The organism is Streptomyces sp. NBC_00385 (assembly GCF_035917155.1).
In the GTDB taxonomy this organism is placed as follows: Bacteria; Actinomycetota; Actinomycetes; order Streptomycetales; family Streptomycetaceae; genus Streptomyces; species Streptomyces poriferorum.
Window position 1 is genome coordinate 5,026,199 of record NZ_CP107951.1, and the last position, 13,282, is coordinate 5,039,480.

The following is a 13,282-nucleotide window of genomic DNA, read 5'->3' on the forward strand; positions in this document are numbered from 1 at the left end:
GTGGCACAGCGAACCAGCCCCCGGGCCATCGTGATCGGAGCCGGCATCGGAGGGCTCGCGACCGCCGTGGCCCTGCGCCGGGTCGGCGTCGACGTGGAGGTGTACGAGCGCGCACCCGATCTGCGCCCCGCCGGATTCGGCATCTCCGTGATGAGCAACGCCGTGGCGGCCCTGCGCGCCCTCGGGATCGATCTCGGTCTGGAGAAGCACGGACAGACGATCCTGCACACCGGGATCATGACGGACAAGGGCCGGACCCTGCGGTCCCTGCCGGTCGAGACCGCCGGTGACCGGCTCGGCGCCCCCAGCGTCGCGATGTACCGGGGCGACCTGCAGGCCGCCCTGCTCGACGCCCTCGGAGGAATGCCCATCGCGGTGGGCGCGACCGCCACCGGCTACGAGATCAACGGGGACGGCGTACGCGTCCGCTTCGAGGACGGCAGGGAAGCCACCGGCGACCTGTTGATCGGGGCCGACGGCATCAACTCCGCGGTCCGCCGCCTGCGTACCGGCGACGACAGCGGCCCTCGGTACGGCGGATTCCTCTGCTGGCTCTCCGTCACCCCCTTCGCCCACCCGAAGATCACCAAGGGGTTCAACGCCCACTACTGGGGCCTCGGCAAGCGCTTCGGCATCCACGACGTGGGCCAGGGGCGGGCCTACTGGTGGGGCACCCTGAACATGTCGGCCGAGGCGGCCGGCCGCTGGGACGGGGACAAGGACCCCATCGTGCGCGCCTACGCCGGATGGGCGGACGAGGTGTGCGAGGCCATCTCGACCACCCCGGCCGAGGACATCGTCGCCGTACCGGCGCAGGACCGCCCGTTCCTGGAGAACTGGGGCGAGGGCCCGGTGACCCTCCTGGGCGATGCCGCACACCCGATGCTCCCCAGCCTGGGCCAGGGCGGCAGCACGGCCATCGAGGACGCCGTGGTGCTCGCCCAGTGCCTGGCCGCGGGCACGGACACCGTCGCCTCGCTGCGCAGGTACGAGAACCTGCGGCGCGAGCGCACCCGGGAAATGGTCGAGGTCTCCCGCAGGTTCGGCGGCTTCGAGCAGCTGGAGAACCCCGCCCTGCGCGTCGTGCGCGATCTGTATCTGCGCCACGCACCCCAGTCCGTGCTGTTCAAGCCCTTCCAGCGGGCCCTGACGCCCCAGTTGCTGGATGACGCCCCGGCGAACTGACGAAGCGCTCGCCGCCCGCACGACCGATCAGCGACAACCCGAGGAGAACCGATGACCCAGGCCGCCGAACGAACCCAGGAAGACCTCGACGCGAAGAGCGTGGTGCACCGCTACCTCCAGGGCCTGCGGGAGCGCGACGCGGCGGTGATCTCCGGCGTCGTCGCCGCCGACGCCGTCTACCGCATACCCGGCAGCCATCCGGTGGCGGGGACCTGGACCGGGCTGGGCGAGATCGCCGAGAGGTTCCTGATCCCCATGGGAGAGCGCTTCGACCCGGAGGCCGAGTACGCGGTCGACATCCTCCACGTGATCGCAGAGGGCGACGAGGTCTCGGTCGAGTGCGTCACCCGGGCCACCACCCGCGACGGTGCCCCGTACGTCCTGGACATCAGCGCGCAGTTCACCGTCAGGGAGGGGAAGATCCGGAGCATGCGGGAGTACTTCGACACCGAGTACTTCGGCCGGACCCTCTTCGGCCAGGCCTGAGACGGACCCGCTCCGGCCCCGGACCGCCTGGTCCGGGGCCGGAGCTGACCGCCTAGGCCCGGTCAGGGGCGGCGGGCCGCGATCAGCCGGATGCCGAGGGAGCGGTCCTCCCACGCCGTACGGACATGGCCCAGGCCCGCAGCCCGGAGCAGGCCCTCCACCTCACCGTCCGCAGGTGCCGTCCCGCCCGTGACGGCCAGGCAGAGGCGTGCCGTGGCGACCCCGAGAGGGCGCTTCGGAAGGAGCGGGCACGGCAGGACGATCCACCCGCCGGGCAGCAGTGCGGCGGCGCCGGCGGCAACGGCCCGGCGCAGACCGCCGCCCGGCAGCCCGGCGACGGGCAGCCAGACGAGCGCGAGCCGGTCGTCCTCCTCGAAGCCGGCCGGGTCACCGACCCGTACCCGTACCCGCCCGTCGGCCGCGGGCGCGGGCAACTGCCGCGGTTCCAGGGCGAGTACCGGCAGTCCGGGGATCTGGCGCGACAGCTCGACGGCGGACCGGCCTCCGTCACCGGCCGCACAGCCGACCCGCGCACCGGGCAGATCCAGCATCGCGGGCAGTCCTTCCAGCCCGCCCAGAAGGGAGTCGACCAGCGCCTCCGCGAGCGCCGGTGCCTCGCCGCCGCATCCGGGCGCCGGCTCGCCCTCCGGGGCTCCCGCCCCGGACCGCAGCCGGGCGCCCCCGGTCACCGCGCGCCGCAGCCGTGCGGCGAACGCGGAGGCGCGCGGGCCACCGATGAGGACGCGCTCCAGGCCCTCGGCGGCCGCATAGCGGCCCTCGTCGTCCCGCCGAACCAGCGCGGCGTCCGTGAGAACCTCCAGCAGACCCTCGGCAAGGTCCGGGGGAAGTCCTGCGGCGGCCTCCTTCGCCGTGCACGGCCTGAGCAGCCGGGCCAGCAGCCCGGTCCGTTCCGCGACGGCGCACGCCAGCAGCGCCCACGCCTGCGTGGCCGGCTCCGCGAGCCGCCCGTCGAGGAGACCCCGCGGCCCCTGCGGCAGGGCGTCGGGCGCAGCCCCGGAACACACGGCTGCCCACAGCGTGTGGGCGCGGCCGAGCAGCGCGGCCGCCTCGGCACGGGGGGCCGGACCGATGGATGCGAGGCCGGCCGCCGACAGCACCTCGCGCACGGGGCCGGCCGGTTCGCCGGGGCTGTCGTACGCGACCGCGGCGTGCAGCGCCCACCAGGAGTCCGTCAGCCGGGCGACGACGCGCTCGGCGGCCTCCTGACGCACCCGCTTTCCCTCCAGGCCGACGATCGAACGCTGGCCCAGCTGGATGAGGAGCGTCTCCTGGGAACCCTGACCGGAGACCAGGCCCAGGACGTCACGCATGAAGCGTTCCCAGGGGAACGTGGCCATGTACGCCTCGCCGCCCTGAAGTCCCATCACCAACTGGCCCACGCGCAGGGCGCTTTCGGCGGTCCGGTGTTTGGCGACGGTGGCGAGCTCGTCGAAGTGCGGGTCGCGGTCGGCCGAGCGGGTTCCGTCGAGCGCCCGGTAGACGCTCGCCCGGGCGCTCTGCAGCAGCATGTGCATCTCGCCGACCGAGCGCTCCACATTGGTGTAGTCGAGGACCGGGCGCCCGCCGCGCCTGCGCGCGGCCAGTGACTCCACACAGTTCTCCACCACCGCGTCCAGTGCGCCGAGCACCCCGCACGCGCTCATCGTGCGGCGGATGCGCGCGTACGTGTTGAGTTCGCTGAGCGCGTCGGCCCGCCACACGAGCCGCCACGGCGGCAGACGTACGTCGTGCAGGAGCACCTGGCCCAGGCCCATCGTGTGCAGGCCCATGGTGTCGAGCGGAACCGGGGTGACACCCGGATCGTCCTTCTCGACCACGAAGGCGAGCATGTCGTTGGACGCCTCGTCGCGCAGGAACAGGATGAACAGGTCGGCGAACGCGGCACCGGCGAGGAACCGCTTGGCGCCGTTGAGCACCCAGGTGTCGCCTTCGAGGCGTGCGGTGGACGTGTAGTCGTACGGGTCCCGGTTCTCGTAGGCGCCCTGTACGCCGAAGCGCCGGCCGGCCATCAGGTCGGGCACATAGCGCTCGATCAGCTCCGGGGTTCCGCTGGACAGGATCAGTTCGGTGATCTCGACGGTGATGTCGAGCAGGACGGCGAATCCCGGATCGCGCGAGAGACGGGCGATCTCCTCGACCACCACACCCCAGGCCAGTTTGTCCCGCCCGTCGCCCCCGGCCTCGGCCGGCAGCGAGAACCGCATCAGCCCGAGCGCGCCCGCCTGCTCGAACACGCGGCTGTCGAGCGGCCGGCGGGCGTGGTTGCGAAAGTGCGAGCCGGGGTTGGCGGTGTCCAGAACGAAACCGGCGAACCTGCGACGCGCCTCGGACCGGACCTCCTCCACCTGTGCGTCGAGCGTGCGGTGCGGCCCGTGGCGGTCCCCGCCGCCCCGGTTCATGACATCGGCGGCGCGGGCCCGGGCCGTCACGCGGTCGCCCCGGCCGCCGGGCCGGGGACCGGGGCGTCCGCCATGGCCCGGACGATGTCGTCGAGGGTCTCGTCGCCGAGGAACCGGGTCAGCGGCACATGGACACCGGTGTGTTCCTCGGCCTCCACGGAGAGCTGGGCCGCGGTGAGGGAGTCGATGCCCAGCTCGCCCAGCGGCAGACCGGCCGGGAACGGTTCGTCGAGGCCCAGCAGGTCGGCGATCAGCGACGACAGCCAGGTGGAGAGGGGCTCGGTGGCGGGGTCCGCAGGGTCGGTGCGCGAGGTGGTGATGGCGTACTCCTAGGGTCTTTCGTCTGGGTCGGGCCGGATCAGGGAGCGGGGTCCGGTGCGTGCGGCTGCAAGGCGGAGGAGGGAGTCAGTGCGGAGCATGGGCGACCGACGAGAACGCGGGAGGGGGTCCCCCCTGGTCGAGCGAAGCCGAGACCTCGGGGGAGCGCGTGCCGGGGTCCGCGAGCCCGGCATGACCCAAACGACAGGCCCCAAGGGCTGTCCCGCACTTCCTGGCGGGCGCACCAGGAAGTGCGGGACAGCCCTTAGCTTCGCTCGGGCGAGGGATCACGGTGCTGCGGTGCGAGCCGCGTCGGTACGAGGGAGAACGCCCGGTCCTCGTCGTCGAGTTCTTCGAGCCGGCGCACCAGCACGTCCTCGGCCTCCGGGTCGGGCGGGACCGGCAGGCCGAGCCGCGCCACGACGCGGCGCAGCGCGAGCGAGAGCCAGGCCCGCTCGGTGGCCAGGCCCCCGAGCGCCGCCCGGCGCCGGAGCCAGGTGTGGATGCAGCAGGCCGCCGCGTGGACCAGGCAGTGCCGGCGGGCGGCCTCGTAGGCCTCGGCGGTCCGCAGGGTGCCGAGCCCGGCGAACGCAGTCCGGGTCTCGTCACGGACCCGCAGGAGCGTGCGGGCCAGGGCCGCGAGCCGGGGGTCGTCGGCCAGCTCCTCGACCGCGTCGTCCAGGAGGTCGACGACCTCGTCGGCGCCGCCGAAGGTGAGCGAGGGGCGCAGCTCCCGCGGCGCGGGCGACACCACCGGCTCGCCGAACCCGAAGAGCAACGGGAGCGGCAGCGTCGCGGGCGCCCGGCGGCGTCGGGCCGCACCGCTCAACTGGGCCCGGACCGTGTCCAGCTGGACCAGTTCGGTGCCCTCGAAGACGGGGGTGACGGCGACATCCCGCAGCAGTTTCTGGAAGGCGCCGCCCGCGACTCCCTGGCGCAGGTGGGCGCGTGCGCTGAGCACCTCCGCACAGGCGGTCACGGTGTCCACGGACAGTCGCGGCACCACGTACTTGGCCACCGCGGACCAGAGCGCCATGCGCTGCCGCGCGACATCGAGCCCGCGTGCGGCGGACAGCTCGGTGCACTCGGCGACCAGCAGATCGGCGAACCCCCGGGCGAGCAGGGAGCGGACCGGGGCCATGGCGAGGGCCGGCCGGCCGTAGAGCATGCGCCCACGGGCGTGGCGCAGCGCGATCCGCAGTGCCGTGTCGGCGGCGCCGAGGCTGCTCGCGCCGACCAGGGTCCGGGTGAACTGCAGCATGCCGGAGACCATCTCGATGCCGCGGCCGGGCCGGCCGAGCACGGCCTCGGCGCCGACCTGGCAGCCGCTGAGGGCGAAGCCGCTCAGATCATGGCCGCGCAGACCGTGGGTGCGCACCTTGTCGAGCCGTTTCACGGTGGTGCCGTCGAGGGCGTCGAAGTCGAGCAGGAACAGCCCGTACGACGGGTCGGATGCGGCGAGGACCGTGGCGAACGAGGAGCGCCGGCCGTTGCCGACCAGCCACTTCTCTCCGTCGAGCAGATACCCGCCGGGGGCCGGGACGGCGCGCGTGCCGGTGGCGAGCAGGTCGCTGCCCGCCGCCTCCTCGCTGATGCCGGCGGTGCCCCAGGCGCGGCCGAGGACGAGCTCGGCGACCCTGCTCCGCTGGGTGTCGTCGCCCCACGTCCATACCGGGGTCGCGGCGAGGAGCGTCGAGCCGAGACCGACGGAGACCGCCAGATCGCGCCGCGAGGCCGCGCGCACCACGCCCGTCAGCGACTCGAACGAGCCGAGCCGGCCGCCTTCGGACACGGGAACCAGCTGCTCGTGCAGGCCGGCCGACCAGGCGGCCTCGTAGGCCGCGGTGGGCTCCGCCTCCAGCTCGTCGGCCCGTACACCCTCGGCGAGCGATATGCCGCTGCCCGGGTCGAAGGGGCAGCCGAGCGCCTGCTCCAGGCGCTCCGCGGCGTCGAACGTGGACCGTGCGCCCGTGGGTCCGGCCGGGGAGGTCATATGCGCTCCACCACGACGGCGTACGGTCCGCCGTCCTCGATTCCGTTCTCGCCCTCGTTCCCGGCGAGCCACAGCTCATGGACGAACGCGAGCTCGTCGCCGACCTGATGGGCGGTGGTGCGGACCTCGAACAGGTCCCGGAACTGGCCGGCGCGCAGCCATGTCACGTCCACCCGGCGGAGCGGCGCCGCCAGCGCGCGGCGCAGTACGGGAAGCGCCTTGCCGTGCCGCATCACGAGCTCCTCGCGGGCACCGGCGGCGAACCCGAGCGTCTCGGCCCAGTACCACTGGTCGGCGACCTCGCAGTGGTGGCGGTGCACGCGGAAGTGTGTGAGCCCCGAGGCGAGTTGCTCGCCGTCCCGGGCGAACCCGGCGCGCAGGGCGCGGATCCGCGAACGGTGCGGGGTGCGCTCGGTCTCGTCGTCGTGGAAGGCGCCGGCGAGCGCGTCGGGCAGCGGCCGGGGCGCGCCGGAGAGAGCCTCGTCGCCGCTGAGCCGCAGCGGCACCGACGCGGCCCGGGTGCGCACCGCGACACCGGCCGGGCCTTCGAGAGTCATCTCCACCTCCAGCTGCGAGGCGCGCGGGCCGCGGACGCGCGCGGTCACCTCGACGCGTGCCTCGTCGGCGTCGAGGAACCGCAGCGGGTGGACGTACTCCAACTGCCAGGACCACAGGACGAATCCCACCCGGTGCTCGTGCACCAGGGTGCGGTGGCTGCACACGTGGTCGCGCATCCAGCGGGTGCCTGCCTGGAAGGCGATCCGTCCGACGGCGGTGGGCTGCAACTGGGCCGGGGTGAAGAGGCTCGCGTCGAGTACGGCCTCGTACGTGGAGCTGCGTGGCAAGGCCCTAGCCTCCGGAGACCGCGGTGACGATGTCGACCCGGTCGTCCTCGGTGGCGATGCGCTCCAGCTCGTTCTTCGTGAGCCGTTCGCCGTTGAGCGCGATGAGATGCGTCGGGCGCACCTCTCCCGTCCGGTCGAGCAGCACCTCGCCCAGGCGGGGATAGCGCTCGGTCAGCGCGGTCAGACCGGCCCGCACGGTCCCGCCGCCGACCTCGATCTCGTTGTCGTACTCCGTGAAGCGGAGCAGGACGCCCCTGACCTTGATGATCACCGGCCGGTCCCTTCGTCGGTGTGGTTGCTGTCGCTGCTGCGGGTGGGTGCCTGCCAGCGGGCGAGTTCCCGGAGTTCACCGGCGAGGTAGGCCCGGCGCGCCAGCCAGCGCTGCACCTTGCCGCTGGAGGTCTTGGGGATGCTCCGCAGCGTCGTCAGGACGACGGCGTGCGGCGGAACGCTCAACTCCCGTGACACCGCCCGCCGGATGCTGTCGACGGCCGCGCGGTACCGTTCCTCGTCGCCGGCGTCGGCCTCGTAGACCACCACCAGGCGCTCGGTGCCTCCAGCGGTGTCCTCCACCGCGAACGCGGCTCCGCAGTTGCGGCGGATTCCGGGGACCTCGGCCTCGCAGACCCGCTCGATGTCGACCGGGTCGAGGTTGCGGCCGTTGACGATGACCAGGTCCTTCAGCCGCCCCGCCACGAAGAGCTCGCCGCCGCGGACGAACCCGAGGTCGCCGGTGCGCAGATACGGGCCGTCCCCGGTCACCGTCGTCGCGCCGAACGTCTCGGCGCTCTCCCGCGGGCGCCGCCAGTAGCCGTCGGCCACGCCGGGTGAGTCGACCCAGATCTCGCCGACCGTGCCGTCCGCCAGCGGCTCACGGGTGGCCGGGTCGGCGATCAGCAGCCGGGTGTCGGGGCCGGGGTGACCGCAGCCGACCAGCGAACGGGAGCGCTGTTCCGGTCCGGCGGGTGCGGCCGTGCCGCGTGTCTCCAGCGCGTCCCGGCCGACCTCCACCGAGCGCCAGCCGTCCAGTGGTTTGCCGCCGGTCACGAACAGGGTCGCCTCGGCGAGGCCGTAGCAGGGACAGAAGGACTCGCCCCGGAAGCCGCTCGGTCCGAAACGCTCCGTGAACCGTGCCATCGTCTCGGGGCGCACCGGTTCGGCACCCGTGAAGGAGAGCTCGACGCCGGACAGGTCGAGGCCCGCCACATCGGCGTCCGTCGCCCGGCGGACACAGAGGTCGTACGCGAAGTTCGGAGCACCGGTGATCGTCGCGCCGTACCGGGACAGCATGCGCAGCCAGGCCAGCGGGCGGCGCAGAAAGGTCACCGGCGACATGAGCGTCACGGGTATCCCGGCGTACAGCGGGGTGAGGAGGCCGCCGATCAGGCCCATGTCGTGGTACGGCGGCAGCCAGAGGCCTCCCGAGCTGCCCGGGTGGATCCCGAACCCGCGCTCGATGTCACGGCAGTTGGCGAGCAGCCGCTCGTGGCTGAGCATGACGCCACGCGGGAGCGCCGTCGAGCCGGAGGTGTACTGGAGCAGCGCGAGGCGGTCCGGATGAATCACCGGAGACGGCCCTTCGGCGCCGGCCCCGGCGTCCGCTCCGGCCGGTGCGTCGGTCGTGATCAGGCGGGGGGCGCGGCCGTCGAGTGTCGTCGCGAGCCAGTCCGTCATCAGCGGCGCGATGTCCGAGGTGGTCAGGACGACGTCGGAGCCGGTGTCCCGGATGATCGCGGCGAGCCGCGGCAGCGTACGCGCCAGGCGGGACGGGTCCGGCGGGAACGCGGGCACCGCGGGCACGCCCGCGCAGAAGCAGCCGAACAGGCCCGCGAGGTAGTCGAGGCCCGGCGCGAAGAGCAGCAGCGCCGGGTCGGGCCGCCCCCGGGTGGCCTCCAGGAGGCTCGCCGAGACCGCCAGGGCCCGCCGATGGAGCTCGCCGTAGGTGATCTCCTCGGCCGATTCGTCCTCGCCGACGAAACGGTAGGCGACTGCATCGGGCTGTTGCTGTGCCCGTTCGCGCAGCAGCGAGGCGAGGCTGTGGTCACCGGCTGGGAACACCGGGAGCCTGTTCCGCCGGGAGCGATGCCCACTTGCCGGGCATCCCCAGCCACTCCTCGCCATCGGGCAGCGGTTCCACGCGCGTGGTGGCCAGGGGGAGTTCGGCCGAGAGCCGGGCGTTCCACTCCAGGGCCGGCATGAGCTCGGGGGGCAGTTCGCCCTCCGGGTAGATCGCGTCGGCGGGGCACGCCTCCACACAGTTCCCGCAGTCGATGCACTCCTCGGGATCGATGACGAGGAACGTCCCGCCCTCACGGAAGCAGGCGACGGGACAGTAGGTGATGCACTCGGTGAACTTGCAGTGGACGCACTGCTCGGTGACCACGTGTGTCACGGCAGGTCCTTCACGGTCGCGTCCGGTATGCCGGTCTGCCCCGGGGCGGCCGCGGTGAGCAGCCCGGCGTGCCGGTCCAGGAAGAGGTGCCCGGCGTCGAGACCGAGTTCATAGGCCTTGACCAGGCCCTCCGGGGTCGCCGCGGCGTAGTCGACGCCCAGCAGCTTGAGGTCGTCGTCCGGTTTGATCACCAGGACCCGGGCCTCGTCCAGGACGGAGCCGTCGGCGATCTCCTCGGAGGCGTAGAGGTCGCGGAAGAGCGGGAAGGGGTCGCTGCCGATCGCGATGAGCACGTCGACGCCCTTGGCCGCGACCTCCCGTGCCGGACAGGCGCAGGTGTACGACGCGTCGACGTAGGCCTCCCCGTCGACCTCGGCGGGCACGGCCCAGGCGTGCAGCATGCGCGTCGAGGCGTAGGAGACCGCTTCGTAGTTGTCCGCCGTCAGCCGGGGCTCCGCGCCGCCGGCCGCGGCGTGGGAGGAGAACACGGTGGCGGCCAGGTTCTTCTCGACCCAGCTCCGGTCCCCGGTGAAGATGTTGCGCAGGAGCTGCTTGCCCAGCGCCTTGGCCTCCGGGCCCTGGGTGACCTCCGCCGCCTCCGCGTTGGTGACCTTGCTGGTGGCGAGGAGGAACTCGGGCGCCCCGGGCCGGAAGAGCCCCTCGCGCATCGCGGGGCCGTGCTCCTTGATGCTGTCGAGCGCGACGCTGCTCATGCCCTTCTCCGTGGCGGCCGCGGCGGCGCCGAGCCAGTAGTCCACGCCGACCTCAACCGCCCGGCCGGTCGCGGCGAGACCACCGGACAGGCCGGAGGACGAGGCGGTGCCGTACACGTCCGCGCGCAGCCCGCGTGCCTCGAAGGCGGACAGCACTCCGTGGCTGTACACGCCCTTGAGCATGCCCGAGGCGACGGCGATGCCGATGCGCTCCGTGGTGTCCGCGTCGGTCATGGCAGCAGCCCCTTCTCGAGCTCCGGTGTGGTGGCGGGGACGGGCGCGGGGCAGTCCGTCAGGAGCTGCGCGTCGATCAGGCCGTCCAGATGGTCCTTGATCCACTGGTTCGGGCCGGGGCCCGTGTCGATCACTTCGCCCGTGCGGGGAGAGGGGTGCGGGAGCGTCATACCGACCTCCAAGGGGGAGAGTGGACTGAGCAGACGTTAGCACGACCGTCCGTGCAGTTTTCTAGTCCCGCGCATGCGCCGGTTGTTAAATGTGAGCGAACGATCGTGCTAACATCTCGCCGCATGATGATCGATCTGGAGGGCGTGGAATGGATCCCGCTACGGCAGTCGTAGGCGCGGCCCCGAGGGACAGGGGCGAGGAGGTCTTCGACCTCTTCCGGCGGCCGAAAGGGCGCAGCAGGACCCGGCCCGACGAGCGCGCGGCCATCGAGAGCGCGCGGACGAGCGAGCTGACCGTCAACGGCAAGGTGGCGGTCGTCTACCGCTGGGGCAGCGGCGAGCGCCCGGTGCTCCTCGTGCACGGCTGGGAGTCGCGTGCATCGCGCTACGCGAAGGCCGTCGCCCGGCTGCTGGAGCTGGGCTACAGCCCGGTGTCCTTCGACGCGCCGGGCCACGGAGAGGCCACCGGAGACTCCACGACCCTGCTGGAGTACCGCGACATCATCACCGAACTCCACCGTGCGCACGGGGATTTCGAGGCTGTCGTGGCGCACTCCTTCGGTGTCACCGCGACCTTCTTCTCCCTGCGGTACGGGGTGGGCGCGGGCCGGATCGTGGCGATCAGCGCGGTCCCCGACTTCACGTACCTCGTCGACGCGTTCAGCGCCGGGATGGGGCTGGAGCCGCATCTCAAGGAGGAGCTCCGGGGGCGTATCGAACGGGATGTGTACCCGGGCGAGGCGGACATGTGGACCCGCTTCTCGGTCTTCCACGAGTCCGCGAGCGTGCGGATCCCGCTCCTCGTCATCCATGACGAGGAGGACGGCATGGTCGACGCGGGTCAGGGGAGGCGGGTCGCCGAGGCTTTCGGTGCCCGCCTGGTCACCACCCGCAGGTTCGGGCACCGGCGCATTCTCGGCTCGCCCCAAGTCATCGACGAAATAGCGAACTTCATGACCTCCGATGTCACGGAGGCCGGACGGAAGACCGAGGTGGCAACGGGATGAGCGGCATACTCGCGGGCAAGCGCGTTCTGGTGACCGGGGTCCTGATGGAGTCCTCGATCGCCTTTCACACCGCCCGGCTCGCCCAGGAGCAGGGCGCCGAGGTGGTCCTCACCGGGTACGGCCGGCTCAGCCTGGTCGAGCGCATCGCCAAGCGGCTGCCCCGGCCGGCGCCCCTGATCGAGCTCGACGTCCAGGACAAGGGGCACCTCGACAGCCTCGCGGACCGGATCGGGGAGAGCGTCGGCCAGGACGCCCGCCTCGACGGCGTGGTGCACTCCATCGCCTTCGCGCCGCAGGACGCGCTCGGGGGCAACTTCCTGGAGACCGGCTGGGATTCCGTCGCGACCGCCGTCGAGGTGTCCGCGTACTCGCTGAAGGCCCTGGCCGTGGCCTGTCTGCCCCTCATGGAGGAGCGGGGCGGGTCGATCGTGGGGCTGGACTTCGACGCGCAGACCGCCTGGCCGGCGTACGACTGGATGGGCGTGGCCAAGGCGGCCCTGGAGTCCACCTCGCGCTATGTGGCCCGGGATCTCGGGCCACGCGGCATCCGCTGCAACCTGGTCGCGGCGGGGCCGGTCAAGACGATGGCGGCCAAGTCCATCCCGGGGTTCGAGACGTTCCGCGAGGTGTGGAACACACGCTCGCCCATCGGCTGGGACCTGTCCGACCCGGAGCCGGCGGCCCGTGGGGTCGTCGCGCTGCTCTCGGACTGGTTCCCCCGGACGACGGGCGAGATCGTGCATGTCGACGGCGGGGTGCACGCCATCGGGGCATGAGGCCGTCCACGGCGGCCCCTCCGCTCCCCGCTGCCGCCGAGGTGGGGGCAGGAGGGCCGCCGCGGCATCAGGAGGCGGGGAGCACCGATGCGTCGGTGGCCACGACGCGCAGGCGGTTCAGGATGCCCTTGGACGCCTTGTCGTAGCAGGTGAACTCGTTGTGCAGGACGGATTCGGCGTTCGCCATCTCCATCAGCGCGACGAGCTCGAACGTGAGCTGGGCCGCGTCGGCCCCCTCCTCGACCTCGCCCGACTGCTGCGCTTCGCGCACGGTCTGTTCGACGAAGGTGAACCAGTTGGCGCGGGCCGAGGCGAGCGTGTCGTGGACCTTGCCCTCGCGGGCGTCGTACTCGGCCGTGACCGAGTAGAAGAAGCAGCCGCCGGGGAAGACCCGCCGCCGTGAGTAGTCGAGCCAGCCGGTGCACACCTGCCACAGGCGGTCCAGCCCCGGGGGCAGGTCGCGGGCCGGCTGCACGACGTGCTCCAGGTAGACCTTGATGGCTGCCCGGACCGTGGCGAGCTGCAGGTCCTCCTTGGAGCCGAACAGGGCGAACACGCCGCTCTTGCTGAGCTTCAGTTCGGTCGAGAGCCGTCCCAGCGAGAGGCCCTCCAGGCCTTCGACGGAGGCGATCTCCACAGCACGCTTGAGGACCAGCTGACGCGTCTGGTTCCCGCGCGCGATCCGCCCGTCGGTGTGTGTCTCTGCCATGCCCTCTGCCAATCCCCTGGGCCAGACCCTCTTG

General features: G+C 72.5%; 15 protein-coding genes. 5 read left to right on the forward strand and 10 right to left on the reverse strand.

Annotated elements, in window-relative coordinates:
* Nucleotides 1-1,185, forward strand: coding sequence for an FAD-dependent monooxygenase (locus OG959_RS22500; RefSeq protein ID WP_326661090.1), 1,185 nt, complete (start codon nucleotides 1-3; stop codon nucleotides 1,183-1,185).
* A 51-nt stretch (nucleotides 1,186-1,236) separates the two neighbouring features.
* A complete protein-coding gene (locus OG959_RS22505; RefSeq protein WP_326661092.1) occupies nucleotides 1,237-1,671 on the forward strand; it encodes a nuclear transport factor 2 family protein in 435 nt (144 codons plus the stop codon).
* Nucleotides 1,672-1,733: 62 nt separating this feature from the next.
* Here OG959_RS22505 and OG959_RS22510 read toward each other — a convergent pair whose 3' ends face one another.
* Nucleotides 1,734-4,121, reverse strand: coding sequence for an acyl-CoA dehydrogenase family protein (locus OG959_RS22510; protein WP_326661094.1), 2,388 nt, complete (start codon nucleotides 4,119-4,121; stop codon nucleotides 1,734-1,736).
* Nucleotides 4,118-4,345 carry an acyl carrier protein gene (locus tag OG959_RS22515; RefSeq protein ID WP_326666548.1) on the reverse strand — a complete coding sequence of 76 codons (228 nt, stop codon included), beginning with the start codon at nucleotides 4,343-4,345 and terminating at the stop codon, nucleotides 4,118-4,120. The genes OG959_RS22510 and OG959_RS22515 overlap by 4 nt, the downstream gene beginning before the upstream one ends.
* Here OG959_RS22515 and OG959_RS22520 point away from each other — a divergent pair.
* Complete coding sequence (locus OG959_RS22520) at nucleotides 4,278-4,424, forward strand: hypothetical protein (protein ID WP_326661096.1); 147 nt, start codon at nucleotides 4,278-4,280, stop codon at nucleotides 4,422-4,424. The two genes, OG959_RS22515 and OG959_RS22520, sit on opposite strands and share 68 nt — an antisense overlap.
* A gap of 250 nt (nucleotides 4,425-4,674) precedes the next feature.
* Here the strand turns inward: OG959_RS22520 and OG959_RS22525 are convergent, their stop codons facing one another.
* Genes OG959_RS22525 through OG959_RS22555 form a run of 7 tightly spaced genes read right to left on the reverse strand, consistent with a single transcriptional unit; the run spans nucleotide 4,675 to nucleotide 10,756 of the window.
* A complete protein-coding gene (locus OG959_RS22525) occupies nucleotides 4,675-6,402 on the reverse strand; it encodes an acyl-CoA dehydrogenase family protein (RefSeq protein WP_326661098.1) in 1,728 nt (575 codons plus the stop codon).
* Nucleotides 6,399-7,247 (reverse strand): acyl-CoA thioesterase, encoded by an 849-nt coding sequence (locus OG959_RS22530; protein ID WP_326661100.1) that lies wholly within the window; start codon nucleotides 7,245-7,247, stop codon nucleotides 6,399-6,401. The genes OG959_RS22525 and OG959_RS22530 overlap by 4 nt, the downstream gene beginning before the upstream one ends.
* A 4-nt stretch (nucleotides 7,248-7,251) precedes the next feature.
* Nucleotides 7,252-7,518 carry a MoaD/ThiS family protein gene (locus OG959_RS22535; protein ID WP_326661102.1) on the reverse strand — a complete coding sequence of 89 codons (267 nt, stop codon included), beginning with the start codon at nucleotides 7,516-7,518 and terminating at the stop codon, nucleotides 7,252-7,254.
* Nucleotides 7,515-9,305 carry a fatty acyl-AMP ligase gene (locus OG959_RS22540; protein ID WP_326661104.1) on the reverse strand — a complete coding sequence of 597 codons (1,791 nt, stop codon included), beginning with the start codon at nucleotides 9,303-9,305 and terminating at the stop codon, nucleotides 7,515-7,517. The genes OG959_RS22535 and OG959_RS22540 overlap by 4 nt, the downstream gene beginning before the upstream one ends.
* Nucleotides 9,289-9,639 (reverse strand): ferredoxin family protein, encoded by a 351-nt coding sequence (locus OG959_RS22545; protein ID WP_326661106.1) that lies wholly within the window; start codon nucleotides 9,637-9,639, stop codon nucleotides 9,289-9,291. Before OG959_RS22545 ends, OG959_RS22540 begins: the two co-directional genes overlap by 17 nt.
* Nucleotides 9,636-10,586 (reverse strand): hypothetical protein, encoded by a 951-nt coding sequence (locus OG959_RS22550; RefSeq protein ID WP_326661107.1) that lies wholly within the window; start codon nucleotides 10,584-10,586, stop codon nucleotides 9,636-9,638. Before OG959_RS22550 ends, OG959_RS22545 begins: the two co-directional genes overlap by 4 nt.
* Nucleotides 10,583-10,756, reverse strand: a complete 174-nt coding sequence (locus OG959_RS22555; RefSeq protein ID WP_219569885.1) for a hypothetical protein — start codon at nucleotides 10,754-10,756, stop codon at nucleotides 10,583-10,585. The genes OG959_RS22550 and OG959_RS22555 overlap by 4 nt, the downstream gene beginning before the upstream one ends.
* A gap of 149 nt (nucleotides 10,757-10,905) precedes the next feature.
* Between OG959_RS22555 and OG959_RS22560 the strand changes: the two genes are divergently transcribed.
* Together OG959_RS22560 and fabI are read left to right on the forward strand one after the other, a co-directional pair.
* Nucleotides 10,906-11,763: an alpha/beta hydrolase gene (locus tag OG959_RS22560; protein WP_326661110.1), complete on the forward strand. Its 858-nt coding sequence runs from the start codon at nucleotides 10,906-10,908 to the stop codon at nucleotides 11,761-11,763.
* On the forward strand, nucleotides 11,760-12,539 hold the full coding sequence (gene fabI, locus OG959_RS22565; protein ID WP_326661112.1) for an enoyl-ACP reductase FabI: 780 nt from the start codon (nucleotides 11,760-11,762) through the stop codon (nucleotides 12,537-12,539). Before OG959_RS22560 ends, fabI begins: the two co-directional genes overlap by 4 nt.
* Before the next feature lie 67 nt (nucleotides 12,540-12,606).
* Here the strand turns inward: fabI and OG959_RS22570 are convergent, their stop codons facing one another.
* Complete coding sequence (locus OG959_RS22570) at nucleotides 12,607-13,248, reverse strand: TetR/AcrR family transcriptional regulator (protein WP_326661114.1); 642 nt, start codon at nucleotides 13,246-13,248, stop codon at nucleotides 12,607-12,609.
* Between the last annotated feature and the right edge of the window lie 34 nt (nucleotides 13,249-13,282).